Below are 24,340 nucleotides of genomic sequence, written 5' to 3' on the forward strand. Positions count from 1 at the left end.
CTGAAAGGTAAATTTCGGCACAAAGTTGAATTTCGCGACAACGCTACAATTTGTAGGAAGTGCACCGTGCTATTCAATGAATTTTCATCCCACTAAGGCTATTCAACCATTTATTAAACCCGAAAAAATTTAATTATTAACCATGAAAAAATCTATGAGACAAGCGGCGTCACCGTCTCCATCTGAAGTAATACGCATTGAACCGTGCATATACTTAATAAAATGATAATCAACCCAATACTGCGGATACATTCGAAGTTTAGAAGTCGATTCCCAACCATACTTTAATAAGGTGCTTTCCATTTTTTTCATTGGTATGCACATACCTCTAGGTGGCAACACGAGAGGACCGTCTCCCCAAGAAAAACTAAAGCTGATAGCCTTATGATTTTTCAAAACAGCGCCCATAGAAAAAAACCAATCCTTTCCCTGCGAAACCTGCCAGGCTTCAGTTTCAAATTTGGATATTTGTGGGTTTGAATAAGCTTCCCTCTCCAAACTCGTGGAAAAAATCTTATCTATATTGGTGCGAGTGAGTCCATCAGGAAAACTCGCAGCTACATTCAGCAACTTTTCCCACAATTCATCTGCAGTAAATGGGTACGGAGGATCAAATTTATTTATCTTATTTTTGCTAGCATTTGCAGCTTCATTTGCAGGTACAGGTAGATCTTGAGCATTTGAGTGAAGCGAAAATACACAAAGCATTTCTGCTAATAACAAAACAAAAATGTTGCGTGGATTATTTAAAGTCATTCAAGTACCTCCAAATTTTATTTTTTCGAACGAAGCTTATTTATCATCGAATCCTTAAATCCTTAGCATGCTGAACAACATGCTTGGGCATAATTTATCAATTCAAATTAAAAATTTACTGTATCTGCATAAATGGGGATTTTTGAACACATGCCACAATTTCTGTAGGCTATTACGGCATCGTTTAGATCTGATAATTTCTGACCGCATTAACTCGAACGAAGAAGGGAAATAAGTTTGAGCCTCGCCTCCATAGGTGTAAATCGACCAAATTGCAGCGGCTTTTTGTCGCGTATAATTGAAACCAACCTGCCCAGCAAACCTTGCATTGATCACGGTTGGATTAGGCTGGATGCTCTCCATTTACGGTGGACTATCTCAATTGGGTGACCCTTCACCATCTGCATCTAAATCCGATATTAGAGCACATGAACATCTAACACTTTTGCTATTTTTGAGCGGCGTATTTTTATTGGTTCGTCTAAGGCACTATCTCATTTTATAAAACAAGAGAATGGCAATTGAACTTTACGGACTTGGTCGGTCCAGCGATATGGGTAATTTTCGTAAATATTGATTATTCACACCACTGGCTTCTGTAACTGTTCGTCTTCGGAATTTCCGCTCTTGCGACGCGCGACTGGCCGCACAGGTTAAGGCTTGTCAGTCGCTTTAAAACATAAATGTCTGCAAACCCTTGTTCACCGGTCATTATTGATCAATGAAGCAAAGCATTCTTTGGAATGTGACTGAGTAGCTTTTTTTGAAGACCATTCGAGTGCTTATTTCATCCTAATTCGCGCACTATTCATTTAAGTCAAATTGGTAGCAAAGACAAAATTAATTGCGGACTAAAGATAAAGAGGCCCAGATTTCTCTGGACCTCTCAATTTGAATTAAAAAACTATGCTAGCCGGCTCAAAAAATAGTTCGACTCTTTTTTGAGCTTTTTTTCAAGGCTTGATTTAAATCACGTGGTTTTTTAAGTTCAACAAGCTACGATGTTATACAAAAAACCAAGCAATCAGAACTTGTGACGAATACCGACTGCAACGCTGTTAGCGCGGTCAGCCGTGTTGATTTTGTCGCTCATCAAGACTGCATAAACGTCAGTACACTTAGACAGATCGTAGTCATAACCACCTGAGAATGTGTCACGGCTCAAATCTGCACCAACCAGACTGCCAGTACGTTTAGTGTCAGCGTATGCCAACAAAATATTGCCCCCAGCTGCTGGCACTTTCGCACCCAGACTGTAGGTTTTGTCAGTCATCGCTGCACTTGTGCTGCTGTCGTCTTTGGTGTTGGAATATGTCGCAAACAATTTAGCAACGTTCAGATCATAGCTACCACCAACGAAATACGATTTTTGATAGTTGATTGATGCGTAGTTGATCGGTGAGCTAGTCGCGTCAACAATCGCGCCAGGGGTCGGGTTACCGACTTGTACCTGGTGGTAGTAGGCAGTCAATGCCAGTGGACCATTGAAGTACAAGACGTTCATACCGACGTTATTTACACCAGTCTGACCAGCTTTCTCACCTGCCTGATAATGGAAATTAGCACTCAAACCATTGTAGTTTGGCGTGGTGTAAATGATTTCATTGCTCCAGCCAGAGTCGCCAGCGGAAGAATTCACCCAGGTACGTGCAGCGAAATTACCGTTAGGTACCCAGGTATGCAGTACCAATGGGGAAAAGTTAAACGAATCGCCGAACGGATTGAAAATAACGACTGGCAAGAAATTAGGCGACAAGTTGCGACCTAAAGAAACTTTACCAAAGGAACCAGAAATACCTACGTTGGCATCGCGTGAGAACAGCGTATCACCAGAAAAACGTCCGGATTCGCCAGTATCAGCGCGCAAGAAGCTGGTCAATGCGAAGTCAACTTTCATGCCGTTGCCTAAGTCTTCAACGCCTTTAAAACCCAACCACGAGGTCGTCATGCCGCCGCTGTTGACGGCAAGTGTTTTAGCTTTGTCACCACTGTACTTAATTGACCCAGCCGACATATCGACCAGACCTTCAACGGATACAGTAGATTGCGCCAGTGCGCTACCCGCAGCTAAAGTAGCCGCAACTGCAATGACCAGACTGTTGAATTTACATTTCATGGTTCTTCCTTTATCGAAGTAGTAAAAAAATTCTTTTGCAGCGGTGCGCGTTGCGCAAATCCTGGATCGTCTTTGACACGAAATCGGCGAATAATCATTCTTAAGCAGGCGGCTTATGGTCTTATTAAATCAGCCAGCCGGAAGCCGCCAATACGGACAATTTGCTCGATACATTCCTGCATTTCGGTGACGCGGTCTGAGTTCAGCCGCTGCGTGAAGTGCCGGATAATACTTTGTCTGTCGTGGCCTCGTACAGCGATGATGAAAGGAAAACCGAATTTTTTATTATATTCAGCGTTCAAACGTTGTAATTCCGCGAATTCGTCAGGACTACATTGATTCAGTCCGGCACCACTCTGTTCACGTGTCGATTCGGCAGTTAACTCTCCGCGGACTGCCGCTTTACCCGCCAATTCCGGATGGGCACGGATCAAGGTCAGACGCGCTTCTTCATCCGCACTGCGTACCGCATGTGCCATCGCCGCGTGCAAATCATGCACGCTCAAAAATGGTCTTTGTGCTACAACCGCTTCGGCTACCCATGGCGAATGTTCAAAAATGCCACCCAGTATGCTGACAAATTCTGTATCAGCAACCTGATTTATGGCTTCTAAGCTGTAAGTGTGGCTCATGGTTTTACTCCTGTGTTTGCTACAGTATTTACCGCTGCTGCATACGGGTGCTGCTGCATCCAGTGCTGCGCAATATCAATCCGTCGGCAAATCCACACCTTGTCATGCGATTGCACATAATCCAAAAAGCGTTGCAAGGCGCGGAAGCGTCCCGGCCTGCCAAGCAAGCGGCAATGCATGCCTATCGATAGCATTTTTGGTGCGTTATCGCCTTGTGGATCCCCTTCCGCATACAACACATCAAAACTATCTTTTAAGTAGGTATAAAACTGCTCGCCCGTATTAAATCCTTGTGGTGTGGCAAAGCGCATATCGTTGCTATCTAATGTATAAGGCACGACCAGATGCGGCTTGACTTCACCAACACTGGTGCTGACTTCAGTCCAGAATGGCAAATCATCACCGTAATAATCAGCGTCATACGCAAAACCACCATGCTCAACCACCAACCGGCGCGTATTTGGTGAATCACGTCCGGTGTACCAGCCTAACGGCGCACTACCAGTGAGTTCACGCATGATCTGCACCGCTTGCTGCATATGTTCGCGCTCTATCGCCTCATCTAAATTTTGATAATGAATCCAGCGTAGACCGTGACACGCGATCTCATGACCTAATTCACCAAACGCTTGCGTCAGTTCCGGATGACGTTGCAATGCCATCGCCACGCCAAACACGGTCAGTGGCAAGCCACGTTTTTCAAATTCGCGCAAAATGCGCCAGACCCCGGCGCGTGAACCATATTCATAAATCGATTCCATCGACATGTGCCGCGCTTCATACGCCGCCGCGCCGACGATTTCTGATAAAAACTGTTCTGAGGCTTTATCACCATGCAAGACGCAATTTTCGCCACCCTCTTCATAATTCAATACAAACTGCACGGCAATTCTTGCCTGCTCTGGCCATTGTGCGTGTGGCACGTGGCGGCCATAACCAATCAGATCACGCGGATAAGCTGAGGTGATTGTCATTCGTTGTTTTCTCCGTCAATGTGGAAACTGAACTTGTTTGTCTGTGATCGACTTAACTATTTCTTTGTCCGAGTACTGTTTTTAAATCAAAACTCTTCCCAACATTTTTCGGTGTACGGCATGCACACTGATGCAAATGTTGTGCCATTTCATGCAAAGCGGATTTTTTATCACGCCGTTCTAATGCTTCGAGTACCTTGAAATGCTCATCAAATGAGCAAGGACGAGTACCCGGCACGTCGTTACTCGAAATCATTAAAGTGGTACGTGAGACCAGACGCCGCAGCATATCGACCAGTAAATCATTGCCGCTAAGGCGTGCCAGCTCGATATGAAAATCAGCTGACAGCCTGATCCACTGTGGCCTGTCACCCTGCTGATAGGCGTCACGTTCGCGCTCTACCATCTGGCGCAATCCCTGCAAAGCCTGCCTATCATCATTCGCTAATACTTTTTCTAACGCTAACTGCTCCAGGTTATGGCGCAATTCAAACATGTCTTGTGCTTCTTTTTCGCCCGGACTGGCGATAAATGCACCGCGATTGGGCTCCAGATCGACCAAACCATCGGCTGCAAGCTGACTCAATACCTTGCGCACGCCATGGCGAGCCATGGCATAAATTTCGCTCAAGGATTGCTCGGTCAGTTTGGTACGCGCAGGCAGACGATGATCCATGATGGCATCGTAAATATCGCGGTACATGCGCTGTTCCTTATCAAGGTTATCAGCGTTGTCTGTATTTTCTGCTTCCCCGGGGGTGTTACTGTTCACGTTCTGGCTCTATGGATTAAGTGAAAACGAAGTAAATGATATTTTCCTCATTTAAGCACTTCATCCAATAAATTGTCGACAATTTTTAAATGGAATACCAATTATTTTTAGTTTCGCGTTGCTAAATAAGATAAATTTCACCGTAATAACAAGGCTTTACTGAAGTTTTGTTTGACATAGAGATTTTCAGAGGCTTAAGATTGTCGACAATATTGTTGTTTTATTTTCGGTATTTTATAAAGGATAGGCATGGGACGTCTCACGACACATGTACTCGACACTGCGCACGGCAAACCCGGACAAGGCATACAGGTACGCCTGTACCGCATCAAGGATCAGCAAAGACAGCTGTTATGTGAACGTTTAACCAATGCTGACGGTCGTTGTGACCAGCCTTTGTTAGAAGGCGATGCACTCATTAGCGGCACGTATGAACTCGATTTTGATATCGGTCGTTATTTTGCGGCGATGGGCGTCCAACTGACGGAGCCAGCATTTCTCGGCATCGTAACTTTGCGCTTTGGCGTAGCCGATGCAAGTCAGCACTATCATGTACCCCTGGTGACGACGCCATGGAGTTACTCAACCTATCGCGGTAGTTAGGAATCATCAATGGAAGCGTATTTCTTAGATTGGGCTAACCTGCTATTGCGTTGGCTGCATGTGATTGTCGCCATTGCATGGATAGGCTCTTCATTTTATTTCGTGTGGCTGGATAACCATCTGACACCACCGACCGATGAGCAATTGAAAAAGCAAGGCGTTGGCGGAGAATTGTGGGCTGTGCATGGTGGGGGTTTTTATAATCCACAAAAATATCTCGGCGCACCGCCACGTTTGCCAGAGCATCTGCACTGGTTTTACTGGGAATCGTATAGCACCTGGTTGTCTGGTTTCAGTTTGTTTTTATTGGTGTATATCTTTAATGCACGTACCTATCTGATCGATCCGTCAGTAGCACAACTCACACCAGCCATCGCGATTGCAGCTGCCTTAGGCTTTCTGGCGCTGGGCTGGATCGTATACGACATATTGTGTCGCGTGTTCGGCAAAAATGAAAAGCTCTTATCAGGCTTGATTATTGGCTATGTCGTTGCTGCGGCATGGGGCGCCTGCCATTTGTTTTCAGGACGTGCCGCGTTTCTGATCATCGGTGCGATGATTGCGACCATCATGAGTGCCAATGTGTTCTTCTGGATTATTCCAGGTCAGCGCAAAGTTGTCGCTGCAATGAAAGCCGGTCAGCCTATTGATCCAGTACACGGACAACGTGGCAAACAACGCAGTGTTCACAATACGTATTTTACTTTGCCTGTCCTATTCGCGATGCTGTCCAACCATTACAGCATGACCTACAGCGCCAGCAATAATTGGGCAGTATTAGTGTTGATCATGGTTGCCGGAGTGCTGGTGCGGCAGTTTTTCATCCTGCGCCACAAAGGGAATACCCAACCGATTTATCCGATTTTGGCAATTGCTATTCTGGCCGGTGTAGCAGCGTGGATTGCACCGAAACCAGTAGTAACAAATGCCGCGCAAACGACAGAAAATCAATTTGCAGAAGTACAAAAAATTGTTCAGGTACGTTGCATCCAATGTCACGCTACCCACCCAACCATGATGGATAGTCCGGCGAAAGGTTTGATGTTTGATCAACCAGGTGTGATTGAAGCCAAGTCACAACTGATTTACCAGCAAGTGGTACAGCAAAAAATTATGCCATTGGGAAATCTGACCAATATCACCGAACAAGAGCGTGCAACCATCGCTCATTGGTTTGAAAGCGGCAATGCTGTTGCACCAGCTTCAAAATAAACAATTTGGTTATTGATAAAAAAATAGAAAGTATCTTATGGCTATTATCACTCTCGACCCGAACGCACCTGACTTTACCCGTCGTTATCCGAATCTGGCTGATCCACGTTTAGGTGCAAAAACATTGGCGTGTAGCGATGACTTTTTTGCAGAAATGTCGCGCATGCTCAATCCTGATCCAGCTGTATTTATTCCTGGCAAATACGATACCAATGGCAAATGGATGGACGGCTGGGAATCACGTCGTAAGCGCGCCAATGGCTACGACTGGTGCGTGCTTAAACTGGCGCGTGCTGGCGTATTGAAAGGTGTCGATATTGATACCAGCCATTTCACGGGCAATTACCCGCCTGCGGCTTCCCTGGAAGGTGCTTTAGTACCAGCAGGCGAGCCAAATGCCGACACGGTCTGGCACGAGGTATTGCCATCGGTGAACTTGCAAGGCAATAGCCATCATTACCACGAGATCAAGCACACGCAAGCCTTTACCCACTTGCGTTTGAACATCTACCCAGACGGCGGTGTAGCGCGTTTGCGTGTGTATGCACAACCTGAAAATGATTGGGCAGCGGCGGACAAACATAGTTTATTTGATCTGATCGCAATGGAAAACGGTGGCTATGTGGTCGCCACCAATAACCAACATTTTGGTCTGGCATCAAATCTGCTCATGCCGGGTCGCGGCGTCAACATGGGCGATGGCTGGGAAACCCGCCGTCGTCGCGAACCTGGCAATGACTGGTGCATTATTGCGCTGGCACATCCGGGTATCGTGGAAAAAATCGAAGTCGATACTTGCCATTTCAAAGGTAATTTCCCGGATAGCTGCTCGATACAAGCCGCATCGATGGCTGGCGGCACAGAGACGTCTCTGACTACCCAATCGATGTTCTGGCCTGTTTTGTTGCCACAACAAAAACTGCAAATGGATCACCAGCATTACTACCAGCAAGAAATTCAGGCATTGGGGGCAATCACCCACATCCGCCTGAATATTTTCCCGGATGGCGGCGTATCCCGTTTGCGTTTATTGAGTAGGCTGGCGTAATAGCAAGATCGTAGCAAGATCGACAGGGCTTTCGTTCATTTTGGATAGCGAAAGTCCTGAAAAAGAAAGAAGACCATGCCACAGCTACCGTTACAAACACTTTCGCGACAAGCGTTTGCCCCATTTGGTGAAGTCATCATGCTAGAAGGCGCACGCCATTACCCTATCAATCAGGGCACCACCGAGCGCTTTCATGCCTTAGCCATGGCTGATACACAAACGCAGGATGGCAAAACCATACTCAGCGTGTTTCGCGCACAACCAAGAGCCTTGCCACTGGCAATTGAGGTGATGGAATGCCATCCCCTGGGCAGTCAGGCTTTTGTTCCATTGACCTCAGATAAAGACGATGAATATCTGGTGGTGGTTGCGCCGCCTGGTGAATTCGCTGCCGATCAAATGCAGGCTTTTATCTGCAAAGGCTTACAGGGAGTCAATTATGCGCGTGGGGTCTGGCACCATCCATTGATTGCCTTGCACAAGCAAAGTGACTTTATCGTTATGGATCGCATTGGCGAGGGTTTTAATTGCGACGAAATCGCGCTCGATGGCAGTTGGACGGTTGGTTAATCACTCAGCGCCGTTGAACTTGCGATAGCGTACAACGCAAAACGCAGATAAAAAAATAGCCCGCTCGAGGCGGGCTTAAATCCAAACCTTAGGAGGTGTTGGAGGAGACAGGTGTAACTATATCGCAGCGCAACAAATACACCAACTACTATTTTCGTATATCAAACATTCATAAATCATATATCTAATCGGCTTATTCATTTCTTTGCAGAAATACTCGCGCCATATGCGGAATGCGCATGAGAACTTTACAGCATGAGAGCCAAACAGCAGCGTGTATCGTCCAACATTCAATACGTATCTAACATCGCATTAAATAGGTATTAACTTTCACAAATTTTCGTTAAATCAAGTTTAATCTTTATATTCAGCCATCGACAGTGTCGATTTTTGCCCTTTGCTATCCGTTTATCAAGGACAAACGGCAAAAAAAAACCCGCGACCTTGCGGTTGCGGGTAAATCCAAACCTTAGGAGGTGTTGGAGGAGACAGGTGTAACTATAGTGCACCGCAACATAGATGTCTGCTTTATTATTCGTATACCGCTCATCACTGTCGCGAATAACTACGCAAGTACGCCATTTTTGCCGTTTACAGCCTTAAAAACCTCATCTCATTCAAAAGCATTAAAGAAAATTTTATCTTTTTATCACCTTGTCTCGACACACATAACACGACGGGACTAAGAATCTGGTATCTTTCTCATTCAAGCCACGATCTGCAGCCATATATACAAAACCACTGCAGCAGCATCCGGAGACTACGATGAAACTGATTGATCCTATTGTTGAGTTTCAGCACGAAATTCAACAAATCCGGCGTGACATCCACGCCCACCCAGAACTTTGCTATGAAGAGCACCGCACTTCAGAAATTGTCGCCAATAAGCTGCAAGAATGGGGCATCCCCATAGCGCGTGGTTTGGGTGGTACTGGCATCGTCGGCATTATCACCAACGGCAGCAGCGAGCGTGCCATTGGTTTACGCGCCGATATGGACGCCTTGCCGATGCAAGAGATCAATACGTTTGCCCATACATCGAAACATGCTGGAAAAATGCACGCCTGCGGCCATGATGGTCACACTGCGATGTTGCTTGGCGCAGCACATTATTTATCAAAATACAAACCTTTCGATGGTACGGTGTACGTGATTTTTCAGCCGGCAGAAGAAGGTGGCGGCGGTGCGCGCGCGATGATTGATGACGGTTTATTTGAAAAATACCCGATGGAAGCGGTATTTGGCATGCACAACTGGCCAGGGGCAGCAGTCGGCACCTTTGGTGTTACACCTGGCCCGATGATGGCATCGTCGAATGAATTTTATGTCACCGTTAAAGGCAAAGGTGCGCACGCGGCGCAGCCGCATAAAGGCATAGACCCCATCATTGCCGCCATTCAGATTGCGCAAAGCTGGCAATCCATCGTCAGCCGAAATGCCAGCCCACTAGAATCAGCCGTATTATCGGTCACGCAAATTCATTCCGGCAGCGCCACCAATGTGATTCCGGATGAAGCACAATTAGTCGGTACGGTGCGTACATTCAGCACATCTATGCTCGATATGATAGAACAGCGCATGCGGACAATCGCCCAGCACACTGCTGCTGCATTTGACGCTGAAGTCGATTTTGAATTCAAGCGCAACTATCCACCGCTGGTCAACCACGCCAAAGAAACTGCATTTGCGACCGAAGTCATGCGCGCCGTTGTTGGTGTCGAAAACGTTGACGCACAAGTCGAACCAACCATGGGCGCAGAAGACTTTGCCTTCATGTTGCAAGAAAAACCCGGTTGTTATGTATTCATCGGTAACGGCGATGGCGAACATCGCGATATCGGCCACGGCTTAGGCCCCTGCAACCTGCACAACCCAAGTTATGACTTCAATGATGATTTGCTGCCTATCGGCGCTACTTATTGGGTCAGACTGGCAGAAACTTACTTGAAAAAACCAGCAGTCGCAGCCATCTAAGGCCGCACAACACTATTCAATTTCAACCCTTAAACGATAGACATCAATATGGCCGACGAAAAAGACAACGACAACATCGACACAGCGCGCAGCCCTTTCCTGGAAGAGAAAGCATTCAAATCCCGCACCGTGCTGGTGTTTGGCACCATCAATGACAAGCTTGCTGCGGATGTCAGCAAACGTCTGATTGCGTTGGCGGCTGAATCTAAAGAGCCGATTACGCTGCTGGTGTCCTCACCTGGCGGTCACGTAGAATCTGGCGATGTCATTCACGACATGATCAAATTCATTGATGTACCGGTTAACATGATTGGCTCTGGTTGGGTTGGCAGCGCAGCGGTCAGCGTCTTTTTGGCAGTACCAAAAGAACGCCGCGTTTGCTTGCCAAATACACGCTTTTTAATCCATCAACCAAGCGGTGGTGCCGGTGGCCAGGCAAGCGATATCGCCATTCAAGCGCGTGAAATCGTCAAAGTCCGCGAACGCATCGCCGCTTTGATCGCACGCGAATCAGGCCAGAGTCTGGAACGCGTCACCAACGATATCGACCGCGACTATTGGATGACCGCAGAAGAAGCCAAAGAATACGGCTTAATCTCACGCACTATCGTTAAGCAAAGTGAATTGAGCTAATCATTATTGGCCGCCTCCCCGTTCAAACCGGATCGGAATAGCGGCCAAACGTAGGGCGGATACAAGCCGCCCTGCGAAGCTACGAAGTGCCTAAAACTCTTCCCAATCTTCTGCGCCACCTGCCTGCGGCACAGTCTTTTTCGCTTCCTGAGTTTTGCTGACATTTGCTGGTTTCGGCAATACCTTGGTCGCAGGTTTATTTGTTTTCGCAGCCGGCGTCGCTTTCGCAACGGGCTTAGCAACGGATCTTGCTACATGCTGCTGGCTTTCCATTTCGTGTACACGATCAAGCTTAAACACACTCACCACCTGACTTAAACGCTGTGCTTGCTCTTGCAAAGATGCAGCAGCAGCAGCGGCTTCTTCAACTAAGGCCGCATTTTGTTGCGTCATGCTATCCATTTCTATCACAGCATCGTTAATTTGACCTATACCGGTACTTTGTTCCAGACCCGCCGCCGTAATTTCGCTGATGATGTCACTCACACGCTTAACGCTGTCGACGACCTCGCTCATCGTGCTGCCTGCCTGATCCACCAGACGTGAACCTTCTGACACTTTATCAACCGAATCATTAATTAATTCTTTAATCTCTTTTGCGGCGCTGGCTGAACGTTGCGCAAGATTACGCACTTCCGAAGCAACCACCGCAAACCCGCGTCCCTGCTCGCCTGCACGTGCGGCTTCCACAGCAGCATTTAAAGCCAGAATATTGGTTTGAAACGCAATGCCATCAATGACGGCAATAATATCGACGATTTTTTTCGATGAATCGTTAATGGAACCCATGGTACTCACCACTTGCGAAACCACTTGTCCACCGCGCTGCGCGACCTCTGAAGCTGAATGGGACAACTGATTAGCCTGACGTGCATTATCAGCATTATGTTGTATGGTCGAGGTAATTTCTTCCATCGATGATGCCGTTTCTTCCAATGAGCTTGCTTGATTTTCGGTACGATTCGATAAATCCATATTGCCGTGAGCAATTTCTGACGAAGCATGCGCAATTTCGTCCGTACCGTTCCGCACTTCCGTCACGACTTTCATCAAGCTGTCGTTCATATCTTTGAGTGCCTGTAGTAATAAGCCCGTTTCGTCTTTGCTCGTCACTTTAATATGGCTGGTCAAATCACCAGCTGCCACAGTTTGAGCAACCTTGACGGCATGTTCCAAAGGTCGTGCAACGATACCAGCGATAGAGAACGCCAGAAATAAGCCGATACCCAGACTCGCCGCCAACAAAATAATAATCAACATCCGTGAATGTTCATACACGCTGATGCCGGATTGATACGCCTTGATCCCGCCATCAGAATTAATCTGAACCATCTTATCAACCAATTCCCGCATTTTAGTATTGATTTTCGATGAATCACCACGCATCAAAGCCACAGCATCAGGAGAATTATCTGCTTTTTTTAAAGCGATCATTTTGTCTGTGATCTGTAAATATTCAGCCGCTTTTTGCGCATATTCCGAGTACACCGCCTTTTCATCGGGCTCAGAAATTAAAGCACTATATGCTGCCTCGCTTTCTTTGAGACCTGTCACCGCTTCTTTGATACGCCCTACATACTTATCAATTTCTTCAGGGCTTTCCGCAAACACCATCTGCGCCTCCTGAGAGCGAATCCGCGAGACTCTTTCTTTGATTCCCATTGCGGCTTTCACACTTGGCATCCAGTTGGTACCTAATTCTGTAGCGGAATTGTTGACACTCGACAGCTCATAGATCGAGAAAATCCCGATAAAAGCCGTGAGTATCAACAACAAAATAAAACCAACCAATAACTTGGCGGATATTTTCAGATCATTAAAAAACATCATTTTCAACTCCATCATTCATGTATTGACGCTAGAAAAAGTAATACGACACTGAAAATTTCCAACCAGCTACGTTGCATCGTTCATTGGACACGTACCAAACTCGTCACACTAACCAAGTTGCAACATAGCTTTATTTGTATGCTCTCTATGATCAAGTTTAAACACACCAACGACGCGACTTAAGTGGCTCGCCTGCTCTTGCAACGAAGCAGCTGCAGCTGCGGCCTCTTCGACCAGTGCCGCGTTTTGTTGAGTAATCTGATCTATTTGAATGATGGCAGTATTGACCTGATCAATACCTGAACTCTGTTCAGTCGAAGCGGAAGTGATTTCATTGATGACGTCATTGACTTTTTGCACGCTGCTTACCACTTCATTCATGGTGGCGCCCGCTTCTGCAACGAGCTGCGTGCCTTGTGTGACTTGTGCGACGGAGTTATCAATAAGCACTTTAATTTCTTTGGCAGCGCTTGCTGACCTTTGTGCGAGATTTCTGACTTCCGATGCAACCACCGCAAACCCACGCCCTTGTTCACCCGCACGTGCCGCCTCGACAGCCGCATTCAATGCCAGAATATTGGTTTGAAATGCAATACCGTCAATAACCGAAATAATATCGACGATTTTTTTAGAAGAAACATTGATCGAGTCCATGGTATTCACCACACGCGACACCACGTCGCCGCCACGCAGCGCAATCGCGGTTGCCGACTGTGCCAATTGATTCGCCTGGCGGGCATTATCACTATTGTGTTTCACGGTAGAAGTCAGCTCCTCCATCGAGGATGCGGTTTCTTCTAACGAACCCGCCTGACTTTCTGTACGCGCAGACAAATCCATATTACCGTTGGCGATTTGGGTGGATGCCGTGGCAATCGTATCTGTGCCCTGCCGGACTTCACGCACAACAGACAACAGATTGCCATTCATTTCTTTTAAGGCTTGCAGTAGTTGTCCGGTTTCGTCTTTTGTATCGGCATAAATATCACTACTTAAATCACCCGAAGCGACCGTCTTCGCGATACGCACTGCTGCTTGTAAAGGTCTGGAAACCACACGTGCTATCCAAAATGCGAGTACCAGGCCCAAACTAACGCTGGCAACACAAAGAAAAATAATCCAGATTTTGGATGATTTATAAATTTCAGCACTGGTTTGATACGACGCCATCCCACCATCGACATTGATCTTCACGATCTTGTCAGCAAAGGTCAATATCTGCGCATTTAAAGTTGACGAAGCACCACGTAGGGTTGCCATCGCTGCGTCTTTATCTCCCGCGCGGGCTTGTTCTCTGATTTTTTTTGATTCAGTCAGGTATTGATCCCACAATTTGAGGTAATCGGCGTAATAGACCTTTTCTTCATTGGTCGAAATCAATTTGACGTATTGTTCTTCGTATTTTTTAAGTTCGACTGCGTATTCGTCAAAACGCTTGGCATATTTATCTACGTTGGCGGGGTCACCGGCAGACAAGACTATCTGCATTTCTTGTGTGCGCAAACGTGACATACGCTCTTTAATGCCCATCGCGGCATTCACACTGGGCATCCAGTTCGCACCCAGATCGACGGTAGTTTGATTAACACTAGAAAGTTGATAGACCGAGAAGATGCCAAGAAAGCTGGTCAATATCAGTAAAGAAACGAAGCCCAATAAGAGCTTTGATGCAATTCGTAAATCGTAAAACAATTTCATGACGTGCTCCAGAAAAGATCCAGACATCAAAAAATGCTACAAAGACCGAACATCAGATTTGACTATACTACTTAAATATCAAAGAGAAATGACAAGCATAAGAAATTTATAATTCTTTTTGTGAAAATATTAAATTCAGATTGCACTAAGGCCAATTAAAATAAGGCTATTATTCTGCAAAATCCAACAAAATACACACAACTTCGCGCAATATTCTTAATTTTCATCAAAATTTCAATTTTCAAAAAAAAACGGAGCCCTGTGGCTCCGTTGATAAAAATACGCTCAGCGAGGTGTTTATTTATTCAGCAACGTGATGACATTCCGTGCTTTTTTCTTGCATTCGGCATTCGGTCATCAGCTGACCATTTTTATTCCAGGCCTGAACTTTCCAGTAATTTGGCTGGCGTTCGAGAGTCATAAAACCAACGTCATTGGAATTACTAAAATGCGCCAGCTGCGCCGCTGGATAAGGAGTTACGCCAGCAGCCAACGGCGTTTTCAAAGGGATATCCAATGACGACCCGCCGTTGCCTGACACAAACTGGGTAGGATAATCGTTCGAGAAAGTTAAGGCTTCAAACAAATGCACGTGGCCAGATATTGCGACCTGGATTTTAGGTGAAAACAAACGCGCCGGATTCACTTCTTGCATGATGTCTTGCAAAGCACCATTACCAGGTTTGACGTCGAGTCCACCACTGACTTTCTTCTCTACGCTTAAACCGAGAATCGGATGATGATTGGTGAACAAATTAAAATCTGCTTGTTCTGCCAATTGATTGACTGCTTTCATCTGATCCAGATAGATCTGATGCGAAGGATCTGTTTTAGGGATATTTTTATAAGGCACTTTAGAGGAATCAAACACAATGAATTGTGCTGATTGACCGCCGACGCTACCCAATGGAACTGCATACGGCGCGCTGTAATCGCCAGTCATATCATCCTGATCCAGATTGCAATCACGCCCCGCTTGCAAAGCGCGTGGATCCATGAAGCGCCACCAGCCTTGTCCGGCGCGAACGCAGCTTTCATGGTTACCACGTACCACCACCCATGGTGCGGCATTCAATAAAGCTTGCGCCGGGCTGAAAAAATCTGCCTGCCAGGTATCCCAACCATAACCCCAAGGACTGCCCGCACATTCAGGATGACCTTCCGGACATGAGTTCTCGCGATATTGATAATCGCCAACGTGCAATACGAGATCCGGTTTAAATTTAGCCGCCGTTTCTACCATAGAACGGAACGCCCATTTTTCGCCGTCATTACATGGCTGAAAATAATTATCAGCCGCCTTTAAACGGCAGCCACTATCACCGACCACGACGATTTTCTGCACCACGGCTTTGGGCACTGGTAAATCGTGGCCAGCAATGCTGGCGGTTTTAGTCGTTTTAGACAGAGACGCTTCACAAGTCAGTACTGGAAACTCGGAAGGCTTAGAAGCATCAGGCTTACTTGCCGTTTTGCGCTGCGCGACCGTTGCCGCTGCTGCACGTACCGACATCGTTTGCGCTACGCCATCTTGCATCAACGCCGGACATACGGTATCAGTGGTAATTGCCCGCGCAATCGCTTGCCCATTCTCACCCATCACAACCCAGGAGGCCTGCAAAGAAGGACTATTATTTTTGACGCTGACAGGTACTGCCTGCTTCGTCGCCAAGCTGCTACACGCGGCCAGACTGATAATGCTGCTCATCAGCGCAAGGCGACGCATCCATTGTTGTTTCAATTTACTTCTCCTATTGAGTGAAGTTCTGTTGTGACCAAAAAGTAGTGAGGCTCAATCGCAGGCGCCATAGTATGCGAGGAGCATGGCTGGAAAATTAAACCTGGCTTAAAAACACCATGAAGGTATTGCAGGGCAAGTGCAACCCATCCTGCAAATTTTTCTTATTTCGCCCCAACCGCCTTATACGCCAGGCGCTTAAAATCAAACGAAAACGGATACCAGAAGCTCATCAACCGCTGTGTCATTAACACACCAGCAATATGGTGACGAGGTGAAATCCACCAGTGTGTCCCCGCGATGCCGCCCCACTCAAACTCGCCTTCCGATCCTTGTGGATCGATCGAAGAAGGGCGTAAAGTGACCGCACCGCCGTAGCCAAATCCCTTGCCTGGTACATCGCCTATGCCCGGAAAACTAATACCTGTGCCGGCAGGCAAGTGATTTTGCATCATCAGATGTAAAGTTTCTGGCTTTAACAATGCGTCACCACCGGGAAGCATGCTGCGCAGCAGCGCCAGCATATCGTGCATGCTGGAGACCAGACCACCGCCACCCGACAGGCGTGGCACTGGCGTCACAAATGCGCCCGGGTAGGGTGATTTATCCAGACGGCGCAAACCACGCTTTAAGATATTTTCAGGGTCTGCGCCAGCGTAGTAGGCCGCCAATCTGTCTTGCTTACTTTCTGGCACAAAGAAACTGGTGTCGTCCATGCCCAAAGGATTGAGTATGCGCAGACGAATAAATTGTTCAAAATTTCTGCCACTGACCACTTCAACAACGCGCGACAAGACATCGGTCGCAATGGAATACTGCCACGCAGTACCTGGATGAAAACTTAAAGGCAGAGGTTCCAACACGGTAATCATTTCTTCCAGTGTTTGAAATGCATTTAAGACTTTGCGCTCGTTATACGCTTTGTACATCATGCTGCCATGGTCTAACAAACCATAACTTAAACCGGAAGTGTGATTCAGTAACTGACGGATGGTGATAGATGAACGTGCAGGCTCGGTATCGTCGAGACTGGTCGCATGCGGCTTTAAGACTCGACGGTTTCCGAGTTGCGGTAAGTATTTCTCAACTGCATCATCCAGCGCCAGCTTGCCATCATCCATCAAGATCAAAATGGCGATCGACGTGATCAGTTTCGTATTTGAAAATACCCTGAACAAATGATCATCACGTAAGGCAATGTCGTTTTCTTTATCCGCCCAGCCCAGACAATGTTGGTGCACCAGATCTTGCCCCACTAGCACCGCGGTTGATACGCCGGCCAGTATCTGGCGATCGACGTATTTTTGCATTGATGAATTTACTTCACTGAAATCGTAAGTCATATCGTTTATGATCAATTTTAAAATGCGGCAACGGTTTGAATCATAGTTGCCCAGACTCTGCTTTTTTATTTAAGTCGCTATCTTACTACTCTGCCACCATGACCATCTCTTCGCCACGTGATTTTCTGCTTTCTCTCTACCAGACCGCTGTCGATGCCGTCAGCGCCGACAAATGTTTGCCTGCGTTTTTACCACCGCCACCCAAAGGGCGCACCATTGTGATTGGGGCTGGCAAAGCCGCGGCGGCCATGGCGCGCACGGTGGAGCAACATTGGCAAGGAGAATTGTCCGGACTCGTGGTGACGCGTTATGGTCACGGCGCAGCATGCCAGCATATCGAAGTGATCGAAGCAGCGCATCCTGTCCCAGATGTCGCCGGACAACAAGCAGCGCAGCGTATCTTGCAAATGGTACAAGGTTTAAGTGAGGATGATTTGGTTCTGTGTCTGATTTCTGGCGGTGGTTCGGCGCTGCTGGCATTGCCAGCGGAAGGGATTAGCTTAGAACAAAAGCAAGCCATCAACAAAGCCCTGCTCAAAAGTGGCGCAGCGATTGATGAAATGAATTGCGTACGCAAACATTTATCAGCAATCAAAGGCGGACGCCTTGGACTGGCGTGCGCTCCGGCGCGGGTCGTGACTTTGCTGATCTCCGATGTACCAGGTGATGATGCGAATATCATCGCTAGTGGGCCAACGCTACCGGATGACAGCACATGCGCCGATGCCTTAGCGATTTTGCAAAAATATGCGATCGCCGTTCCAGCGACGATTGTTGAACACTTGCAATCAGGTCGTGGCGAAACACCCGATTCCAGCGACCCGCGTTTTGCCCGCCATAGCCACCACATCATCGCGACCGCTCAACACGCTTTAGACGCCGCAGCGTATGCCGCGGGCGAGGCGGGTATGACGGCTCATATTTTGTCTGACGGCATCGAAGGCGAGGCGCGCGATATCGGCGTCATGCATGCAGCGATTGCCCGGCAAGTTGCCAAAAACGGTCAACCTTTTCAAAAGCCGTGCGTCATACTTTCAGGTGGAGAAACCACGGTCACCGTGCGCGGTAATGGTCGCGGCGGGCGTAATGCAGAATTTTTATTGAGTCTGGTGGTCGCCTTAGATGGTCATCCTGACATCTATGCACTGGCCTGTGATACCGATGGTATTGATGGCTCAGAAGACAATGCCGGCGCGGTTTGCGACCCCGGATCGTTGCAGCGCGCGAGTGAAAATGATTTATATCCAAAAACGATGTTGGAAAACAACGATGCTTATACGTTTTTCTCAACATTAGAAAATTTAATCATTAGTGGCCCCACCCGCACCAACGTGAATGATTTCAGAGCAATTTTGGTTTTGTGAATCTACCCCAAGGGGATTTATAATGCTGCCTGAATACTCAACATGCCTATTTCATGATGATGTCCGCGCTGCAATCTCCCTAACCTGAGTTGTTGTCGCTGTTTTTATGCTGGTCATCTTGCTTCAAGGGATCAGGTTTTTTCTGCTGCCCTCAGGCTTATTTTAAGCGCTCCCTCTCGCATTGAGCGCTGATATACATGTTGGAAAGGTACACGTGACTTCTACTGCTTCACCGATATTGCCCCGATTAGCGCTCGCTGATATTTGCAAAAGCTACCCTGCGGTCGTCGCCAACGACCATATTCATCTGAGCGTTGCCCCTGGTGAAATCCATGCAGTGTTGGGCGAAAATGGTGCTGGCAAATCCACGTTAATGAAAATTATTTTTGGTGCCGTCAAACCTGATTCTGGTCGCATGCTCTGGAATGGTCAAGAGGTCAACATTGCCAACCCGCAAGATGCGCGTAAGTTAGGTATCTCGATGGTGTTTCAGCATTTTTCGCTGTTTGACACGCTCACAGTCACAGAAAATATTGCACTGGGTCTGGATGCTGGTGTTGATATGGAGGCGCTGGCAGAACAAATTCGTCAAACTGGTGCGAATTACGGTCTAGAGCTGGAACCGCATCGCCATGTGCATACCTTGTCCGTCGGTGAACGACAGCGTGTAGAAATTGTCCGCGCCCTCCTCACCCATCCACAATTGTTGATCCTTGACGAACCGACCTCGGTTCTGACTCCCCAGGCAGTACAAAAACTCTTCGTGACCTTGCGCAAAATTGCCGCTGAAGGATGCAGCATTTTGTACATCAGCCATAAGCTCGATGAAATCCGCGAACTCTGCCATTCAGCGACCGTGATGCGTATGGGCAAAGTGACCGGGCATTGTGATCCGGCGAAAGAAACTGCCGCCAGCCTGTCGCGCCTCATGATCGGCGATACGATTCCACAACACACCCCGGATAAAACAAGTCAGACTGGCGCATCAAAATTGCGCATACAACAACTGACACTACCCAAAGCGCATGCGTTTGCAACCGCACTCGATGATATCAATCTGGAATTATTTGCCGGAGAAATCGTTGGTATTGCTGGCGTTTCAGGCAATGGGCAACAAGAATTACTTGCCGCTTTGTCCGGCGAAGACCGTCGTCCGGCAGCCAAAATGATCACGCTAAAAGGCCAGCCAGTCGGCAACCGCGGCCCGAACGCCCGACGTGATCTGGGACAAAGTCTGGTACCAGAAGAGCGCCTCGGTCGCGGTGCCGTGCCAGAACTGAGCCTGACCGACAATATGTTGCTGTCTCAGCAAAAAGCACCGTTTGTCCGGCATGGCATGATTAATTTTAAACACACGATACAGGCCGCGAGCGACATCATCAGCCGTTTCCGCGTGAAAGCCTCTGGCCCGGCAGCGCTGGCGCGCAGCTTGTCGGGCGGCAATTTACAAAAATTTATTGTCGGTCGGGAAATCATGCGTGAACCGGAAGTGTTCATCGTTGCTCAGCCTACCTGGGGCGTGGACGTCGGTGCCGCAGCACAAATTCATGCAGAAATCCGCAAACTGAAACAAGCGGGTTGCGCGGTGTTAGTCATTTCTGAAGAACTCGACGAATTGTTTGAATTATGTGATCGCATGCATGTGATCGCCAAAGGCCGTTTGTCGCCATCCATTGCGACCGAACTGGCCAGCAGAGAACAGATAGGATTGTGGATGAGTGGTTTATGGGACGTGAACGCGACCAGAAATACAGGGGTCGCTTATGCTTAAGCTGGAACTACGCGCTGCGTCGTCGCGCAATATGGCGTATTTGTCGCCCGTCCTGGCCTTGGCGCTGACGATATTTTTTGGTGGTCTGGTATTTCTGGCCTTGGGCAAAAATCCCTTGGTTGGCCTGCAAGTCTTTTTGATTGAACCCGTCCGCAATGCCCCGGCGATTGCCGAGCTGCTCATGAAAACCACGCCGCTGGTGTTATGCGCACTTGGTTTGTCGGTCTGTTATCGCGCCAATGTCTGGAATATCGGTGCGGAGGGTCAACTGATTGCGGGTGGTCTGGCAGCAGGTTCAACGATTTTGTTTTTTGATAATGGTACGCCTGGCTTATCTGGCGGCACGGTATTGGTGCTGGCAACGTTGGCTGGTGTCATCGGTGGCAGTTTGTGGGCATCGATCACTGCGCTGTTGAAGGATAAATTTCACGCCAATGAAATTCTGGTCTCGTTGATGCTGACCTACATCGCGCAATTGTTGTTGATGTATGCAGTCAATGGTCCATTAAAAGATCCGAATGGCATGAATTTTCCACAATCTAAAGTATTTTCCAGCGAATACCTATTGCCACATTTAATGGCTGGCAGCCGCTTGCATATTGGTTTTGTGGTGATGTTGATTGCCAGTGCAGTGATGGCGGTGTTTGTGTATCGCAGCTTTGCCGGTTATCGCTTAACGGTGGGTGGGCTGGCGCCGCTGGCGGCACGTTATGCCGGGTTTTCGAGCCGCAAAGCCTTGTGGACATCCTTGCTGATCTCCGGTGGTTTTGCTGGCATGGCGGGCGCGTTTGAAGTGGCGGGACCTATCGGTCAGGTGCTGCCTTCGATTTCACCTGGCTATGGTTTTGCGGCGATTATTGTCGCGTTTATCGGGCGCCTGAATCCGATCGGCAGTATTTTGGGTGGTCTGGTGTTGTCGCTGTTTTATCTCGGTGGCGAATTAGCGCAATCACGCCTTGGTTTGCCCTCTGCCATTACCGGTCTGTTTCAAGGCATGTTGTTGTTCTTGCTGTTGGCTTGCGACACGCTGATTAATTACCGCCTTCGTTGGAAGAAATAAGCATCATGGAAAATTTTGCAGCTCTTATCGCCGCCTCCATCAATTCTGGAACACCGTTACTGATCGCCGCCCTTGGCTTGCTGATCAATGAACGTGCAGGTGTGCTCAATCTGGGTGCGGAAGGCATGATGTTGGTCGCCGCAATTGTTGGTTTTGCCGTCGCCCATCAAACGAATGTACCAGCGCTTGGCTTTTTAGCAGGTGCCGTTGCAGGCATGTTGATGGCGAGCTTATTCGCGTGGCTGGCATTGGTACTGGCAACCAATCAGGTCGCCACCGGTCTGGCGTTGTCGATCTTTGGCGCGGGTCTTTCGGCGTTTATCGGTCAGTCCTTTGTTGGTCAATCTTTGGCACCAGGCAGCCACGGCATACCGTTCCTGGCGGAGATCCCATTTTTTGGCAAAGCCTTATTTGATCAGCATTGGGCCGTGTATTTCAGCCTGGCTTTGTGTGCTGGCATCATCTGGTTTTTGTATCGCACCCGTGCCGGTCTGGTCTTACGTGCCATTGGTGAATCGCCAGAATCAGCACATGCACTGGGTTATCCGGTTCGTAAAATCCGTTATGTGGCGCTGCTGTTTAGTGGTGCATGCTGCGGGATTGCTGGTGCGTATTTGTCTATCGTTTACACGCCAATGTGGGTAGAAGGTCTGGTTGCGGGACGCGGATGGATCGCTTTGGCGCTGACCACTTTTGCGACCTGGCGTCCGGCACGAGTCTTGCTCGGTGCATTGCTATTCGGTAGCGTGACGATATTGCAGTTTTATTTCCAGTCAATCGGCATTGCGATTCCTTCCCAGATTTTGTCTATGCTGCCGTATGTGGCAACCATCGTGGTACTGGTACTGATTTCACGCAATCCGGATTGGATACGTTTGAATATGCCAGCCTCGCTGGGTAAGCCATTCCGTCCTTGATTTGTAACGTGGGTGTTTTGCAGCAAGTGTTAGAAATTAGATTAAAGTTTAAAAACCATTTTTTGTTCACCGAAGGAAACTGATGATGAAAATTTCCCGTAGAAAAACCTTGGTCGCAGCAATCTCGCTGGCCGCCCTTGGTCTGGCAGCTTGCGGTAAAAAAGAAGAAGCCAAACCAGAAGTCGCTGCTGCTCCGGCTAGTCCTGCTGCAGCACCGGCTGCCGCTGCTGAACCATTAAAAGTTGGCTTTATTTACGTTGGCCCTGTCGGTGACGCAGGCTGGACGTTTGCGCATGATGCTGCGCGCAAACTGGTCGAAGCCAAATTCGGTGACAAAGTCAAAACCACGTTTGTAGAAAACGTCCCTGAAAGCGCCGCTGATGCAGAACGCGTGATCCGCGATCTGGCAAACCAAGGTAACAAAGTCATTTTCGGTACCACCTTTGGCTACATGGAAGCGATGTTGAAAGTCGCTAAAGATTTCCCTGACGTCAAATTTGAACACGCCACTGGCTACAAAACCGCCGACAACTTAGCGCAATACGACGTTCGCACTTACGAAGGTGCTTACCTCGCTGGTGTTGCGGCTGGTAAGCTCAGCAAATCTGGCAAATTGGGTATCGTCGCTTCTGTACCTATTCCAGAAGTGCTGCGCAATATCAACTCGTTTGAACTCGGCGCACGCAGCGTGAATCCAAAAGCCACAACCAAAGTCGTGTGGGTGAACAAATGGTTTGATCCGGGCAAAGAACGTGAAGCGGCCACCACTTTGGTTGGTCAGGGCGTCGATGTGTTGATGCAAAACACTGATTCCGCAGCCGTCGTACAGACTGCTGAAGAAAAAAATGTATTGGCGTTTGGCTGGGACAGCGACATGACCAAATTCGGTCCTAAAGCCCACGTTGCAGCATCGACGATCGACTGGAGCGGCTACTATATCCAGCGCATTGGCGATGTCATGGACGGCAAATGGAAATCAGGTTCCACCTGGTGGGGTCTTAAAGAAAACATGATCGATCTAAAGTACTTCAACGCGACTTTGTCTGACGATGTGAAAAAACTCATCGCCGAAAAACGTCAAGGCGTAATCGACGGCACAGCACCGATCTGGAAAGGCCCGCTGAAAGACAATACTGGTAAAGAAGTGTTGGGTAAAGATGTCGTTGCTGACGACAAATTCCTGCATGAAATTAAATTCTACGTCGAAGGCGTAGAAGGTAAAGTACCAGGTTAATTTCTGGACGCATTGCTGAACGAACTAAGCCGTTTTACCAAGTAAAAACCTCGCGCTTCAGATGATGAAGCAGCGAGGTTTTTTTATTTGATTGC

20 protein-coding genes are annotated in these 24,340 nt (G+C 48.0%); 11 read left to right on the top strand and 9 right to left on the bottom strand.

The window, feature by feature from the left end:
* Window positions 1-129: 129 nt before the first annotated feature.
* The 5 genes from H8K32_RS10180 to H8K32_RS10200 all read right to left on the bottom strand — a co-directional run bounded on the left by H8K32_RS10180 (window position 130) and on the right by H8K32_RS10200 (window position 5,250).
* Window positions 130-756, bottom strand: a complete 627-nt coding sequence (locus H8K32_RS10180) for a hypothetical protein (protein ID WP_186912390.1) — start codon at window positions 754-756, stop codon at window positions 130-132.
* 1,024 nt (window positions 757-1,780) lie between these two features.
* A complete protein-coding gene (locus tag H8K32_RS10185; RefSeq protein ID WP_186912391.1) occupies window positions 1,781-2,872 on the bottom strand; it encodes a porin in 1,092 nt (363 codons plus the stop codon).
* 113 nt (window positions 2,873-2,985) lie between these two features.
* Entirely contained in the window at window positions 2,986-3,504 is a 519-nt protein-coding gene (gene uraD / locus H8K32_RS10190; RefSeq protein WP_186912392.1) for a 2-oxo-4-hydroxy-4-carboxy-5-ureidoimidazoline decarboxylase, read from the bottom strand.
* The gene (gene puuE / locus H8K32_RS10195; RefSeq protein ID WP_186912393.1) at window positions 3,501-4,478 is read right to left on the bottom strand and encodes an allantoinase PuuE; all 978 of its coding nucleotides are present in this window, start codon (window positions 4,476-4,478) and stop codon (window positions 3,501-3,503) included. The genes uraD and puuE overlap by 4 nt, the downstream gene beginning before the upstream one ends.
* A 52-nt stretch (window positions 4,479-4,530) precedes the next feature.
* On the bottom strand, window positions 4,531-5,250 hold the full coding sequence (locus tag H8K32_RS10200; RefSeq protein ID WP_343067978.1) for a GntR family transcriptional regulator: 720 nt from the start codon (window positions 5,248-5,250) through the stop codon (window positions 4,531-4,533).
* 249 nt (window positions 5,251-5,499) lie between these two features.
* On the opposite strand from H8K32_RS10200, the gene uraH reads away from it, so the two are divergent.
* The 6 genes from uraH to H8K32_RS10230 all read left to right on the top strand — a co-directional run bounded on the left by uraH (window position 5,500) and on the right by H8K32_RS10230 (window position 11,290).
* A complete protein-coding gene (gene uraH, locus H8K32_RS10205; protein ID WP_186912394.1) occupies window positions 5,500-5,853 on the top strand; it encodes a hydroxyisourate hydrolase in 354 nt (117 codons plus the stop codon).
* 9 nt (window positions 5,854-5,862) lie between these two features.
* The gene (locus tag H8K32_RS10210; RefSeq protein ID WP_186912395.1) at window positions 5,863-7,065 is read left to right on the top strand and encodes a urate hydroxylase PuuD; all 1,203 of its coding nucleotides are present in this window, start codon (window positions 5,863-5,865) and stop codon (window positions 7,063-7,065) included.
* Window positions 7,066-7,102: 37 nt separating this feature from the next.
* A complete protein-coding gene (gene alc, locus H8K32_RS10215) occupies window positions 7,103-8,113 on the top strand; it encodes an allantoicase (RefSeq protein WP_186912396.1) in 1,011 nt (336 codons plus the stop codon).
* A gap of 75 nt (window positions 8,114-8,188) precedes the next feature.
* Window positions 8,189-8,683, top strand: a complete 495-nt coding sequence (locus H8K32_RS10220) for an ureidoglycolate lyase (protein WP_186912397.1) — start codon at window positions 8,189-8,191, stop codon at window positions 8,681-8,683.
* A gap of 765 nt (window positions 8,684-9,448) precedes the next feature.
* Complete coding sequence (locus H8K32_RS10225; RefSeq protein ID WP_186912398.1) at window positions 9,449-10,657, top strand: M20 aminoacylase family protein; 1,209 nt, start codon at window positions 9,449-9,451, stop codon at window positions 10,655-10,657.
* Window positions 10,658-10,705: 48 nt separating this feature from the next.
* Window positions 10,706-11,290 (top strand): ATP-dependent Clp protease proteolytic subunit, encoded by a 585-nt coding sequence (locus tag H8K32_RS10230; RefSeq protein WP_186912399.1) that lies wholly within the window; start codon window positions 10,706-10,708, stop codon window positions 11,288-11,290.
* Window positions 11,291-11,380: 90 nt separating this feature from the next.
* On the opposite strand, the gene H8K32_RS10235 is transcribed toward H8K32_RS10230, so the two are convergent.
* From H8K32_RS10235 to H8K32_RS10250, 4 genes are all read right to left on the bottom strand, one after another.
* Window positions 11,381-13,120, bottom strand: coding sequence for a methyl-accepting chemotaxis protein (locus H8K32_RS10235; RefSeq protein ID WP_186912400.1), 1,740 nt, complete (start codon window positions 13,118-13,120; stop codon window positions 11,381-11,383).
* Between the two features lie 108 nt (window positions 13,121-13,228).
* Window positions 13,229-14,818, bottom strand: coding sequence for a methyl-accepting chemotaxis protein (locus H8K32_RS20580; RefSeq protein ID WP_186912401.1), 1,590 nt, complete (start codon window positions 14,816-14,818; stop codon window positions 13,229-13,231).
* A 301-nt stretch (window positions 14,819-15,119) separates the two neighbouring features.
* Window positions 15,120-16,559 (bottom strand): metallophosphoesterase family protein, encoded by a 1,440-nt coding sequence (locus tag H8K32_RS10245; protein WP_186912402.1) that lies wholly within the window; start codon window positions 16,557-16,559, stop codon window positions 15,120-15,122.
* A gap of 161 nt (window positions 16,560-16,720) precedes the next feature.
* Entirely contained in the window at window positions 16,721-17,866 is a 1,146-nt protein-coding gene (locus H8K32_RS10250; RefSeq protein ID WP_186912463.1) for a serine hydrolase domain-containing protein, read from the bottom strand.
* A 131-nt stretch (window positions 17,867-17,997) separates the two neighbouring features.
* Between H8K32_RS10250 and H8K32_RS10255 the strand changes: the two genes are divergently transcribed.
* From H8K32_RS10255 to H8K32_RS10275, 5 genes are all read left to right on the top strand, one after another.
* The gene (locus H8K32_RS10255; protein ID WP_186912403.1) at window positions 17,998-19,263 is read left to right on the top strand and encodes a glycerate kinase type-2 family protein; all 1,266 of its coding nucleotides are present in this window, start codon (window positions 17,998-18,000) and stop codon (window positions 19,261-19,263) included.
* Window positions 19,264-19,477: 214 nt separating this feature from the next.
* Window positions 19,478-21,034: an ABC transporter ATP-binding protein gene (locus H8K32_RS10260; RefSeq protein WP_343067979.1), complete on the top strand. Its 1,557-nt coding sequence runs from the start codon at window positions 19,478-19,480 to the stop codon at window positions 21,032-21,034.
* Window positions 21,027-22,094 (top strand): ABC transporter permease, encoded by a 1,068-nt coding sequence (locus tag H8K32_RS10265; RefSeq protein WP_186912404.1) that lies wholly within the window; start codon window positions 21,027-21,029, stop codon window positions 22,092-22,094. The genes H8K32_RS10260 and H8K32_RS10265 overlap by 8 nt, the downstream gene beginning before the upstream one ends.
* Before the next feature lie 5 nt (window positions 22,095-22,099).
* Complete coding sequence (locus H8K32_RS10270; protein ID WP_186912405.1) at window positions 22,100-23,011, top strand: ABC transporter permease; 912 nt, start codon at window positions 22,100-22,102, stop codon at window positions 23,009-23,011.
* An 85-nt stretch (window positions 23,012-23,096) separates the two neighbouring features.
* Window positions 23,097-24,245, top strand: a complete 1,149-nt coding sequence (locus H8K32_RS10275; protein ID WP_186912406.1) for a BMP family ABC transporter substrate-binding protein — start codon at window positions 23,097-23,099, stop codon at window positions 24,243-24,245.
* Window positions 24,246-24,340 lie beyond the last annotated feature (95 nt).

It is taken from the genome of Cognatundibacterium jejuense, assembly GCF_014284255.1.
Classification (GTDB): Bacteria; Pseudomonadota; Gammaproteobacteria; order Burkholderiales; family Burkholderiaceae_D; genus Undibacterium; species Undibacterium jejuense.

Bases quoted from the DNA above. Each gene is read 5' to 3' on its own strand.
- H8K32_RS10180 (WP_186912390.1), bottom strand. From the start codon at position 756: ATGACTTTAAATAATCCACGCAACATTTTTGTTTTGTTATTAGCAGAA.
- H8K32_RS10185 (WP_186912391.1), bottom strand. From the start codon at position 2,872: ATGAAATGTAAATTCAACAGTCTGGTCATTGCAGTTGCGGCTACTTTA.
- uraD (WP_186912392.1), bottom strand. From the start codon at position 3,504: ATGAGCCACACTTACAGCTTAGAAGCCATAAATCAGGTTGCTGATACA.
- puuE (WP_186912393.1), bottom strand. From the start codon at position 4,478: ATGACAATCACCTCAGCTTATCCGCGTGATCTGATTGGTTATGGCCGC.
- uraH (WP_186912394.1), top strand. From the start codon at position 5,500: ATGGGACGTCTCACGACACATGTACTCGACACTGCGCACGGCAAACCC.
- H8K32_RS10210 (WP_186912395.1), top strand. From the start codon at position 5,863: ATGGAAGCGTATTTCTTAGATTGGGCTAACCTGCTATTGCGTTGGCTG.
- alc (WP_186912396.1), top strand. From the start codon at position 7,103: ATGGCTATTATCACTCTCGACCCGAACGCACCTGACTTTACCCGTCGT.
- H8K32_RS10220 (WP_186912397.1), top strand. From the start codon at position 8,189: ATGCCACAGCTACCGTTACAAACACTTTCGCGACAAGCGTTTGCCCCA.
- H8K32_RS10225 (WP_186912398.1), top strand. From the start codon at position 9,449: ATGAAACTGATTGATCCTATTGTTGAGTTTCAGCACGAAATTCAACAA.
- H8K32_RS10230 (WP_186912399.1), top strand. From the start codon at position 10,706: ATGGCCGACGAAAAAGACAACGACAACATCGACACAGCGCGCAGCCCT.
- H8K32_RS10235 (WP_186912400.1), bottom strand. From the start codon at position 13,120: ATGATGTTTTTTAATGATCTGAAAATATCCGCCAAGTTATTGGTTGGT.
- H8K32_RS20580 (WP_186912401.1), bottom strand. From the start codon at position 14,818: ATGAAATTGTTTTACGATTTACGAATTGCATCAAAGCTCTTATTGGGC.
- H8K32_RS10250 (WP_186912463.1), bottom strand. From the start codon at position 17,866: ATGCAAAAATACGTCGATCGCCAGATACTGGCCGGCGTATCAACCGCG.
- H8K32_RS10255 (WP_186912403.1), top strand. From the start codon at position 17,998: ATGACCATCTCTTCGCCACGTGATTTTCTGCTTTCTCTCTACCAGACC.
- H8K32_RS10265 (WP_186912404.1), top strand. From the start codon at position 21,027: ATGCTTAAGCTGGAACTACGCGCTGCGTCGTCGCGCAATATGGCGTAT.
- H8K32_RS10270 (WP_186912405.1), top strand. From the start codon at position 22,100: ATGGAAAATTTTGCAGCTCTTATCGCCGCCTCCATCAATTCTGGAACA.
- H8K32_RS10275 (WP_186912406.1), top strand. From the start codon at position 23,097: ATGAAAATTTCCCGTAGAAAAACCTTGGTCGCAGCAATCTCGCTGGCC.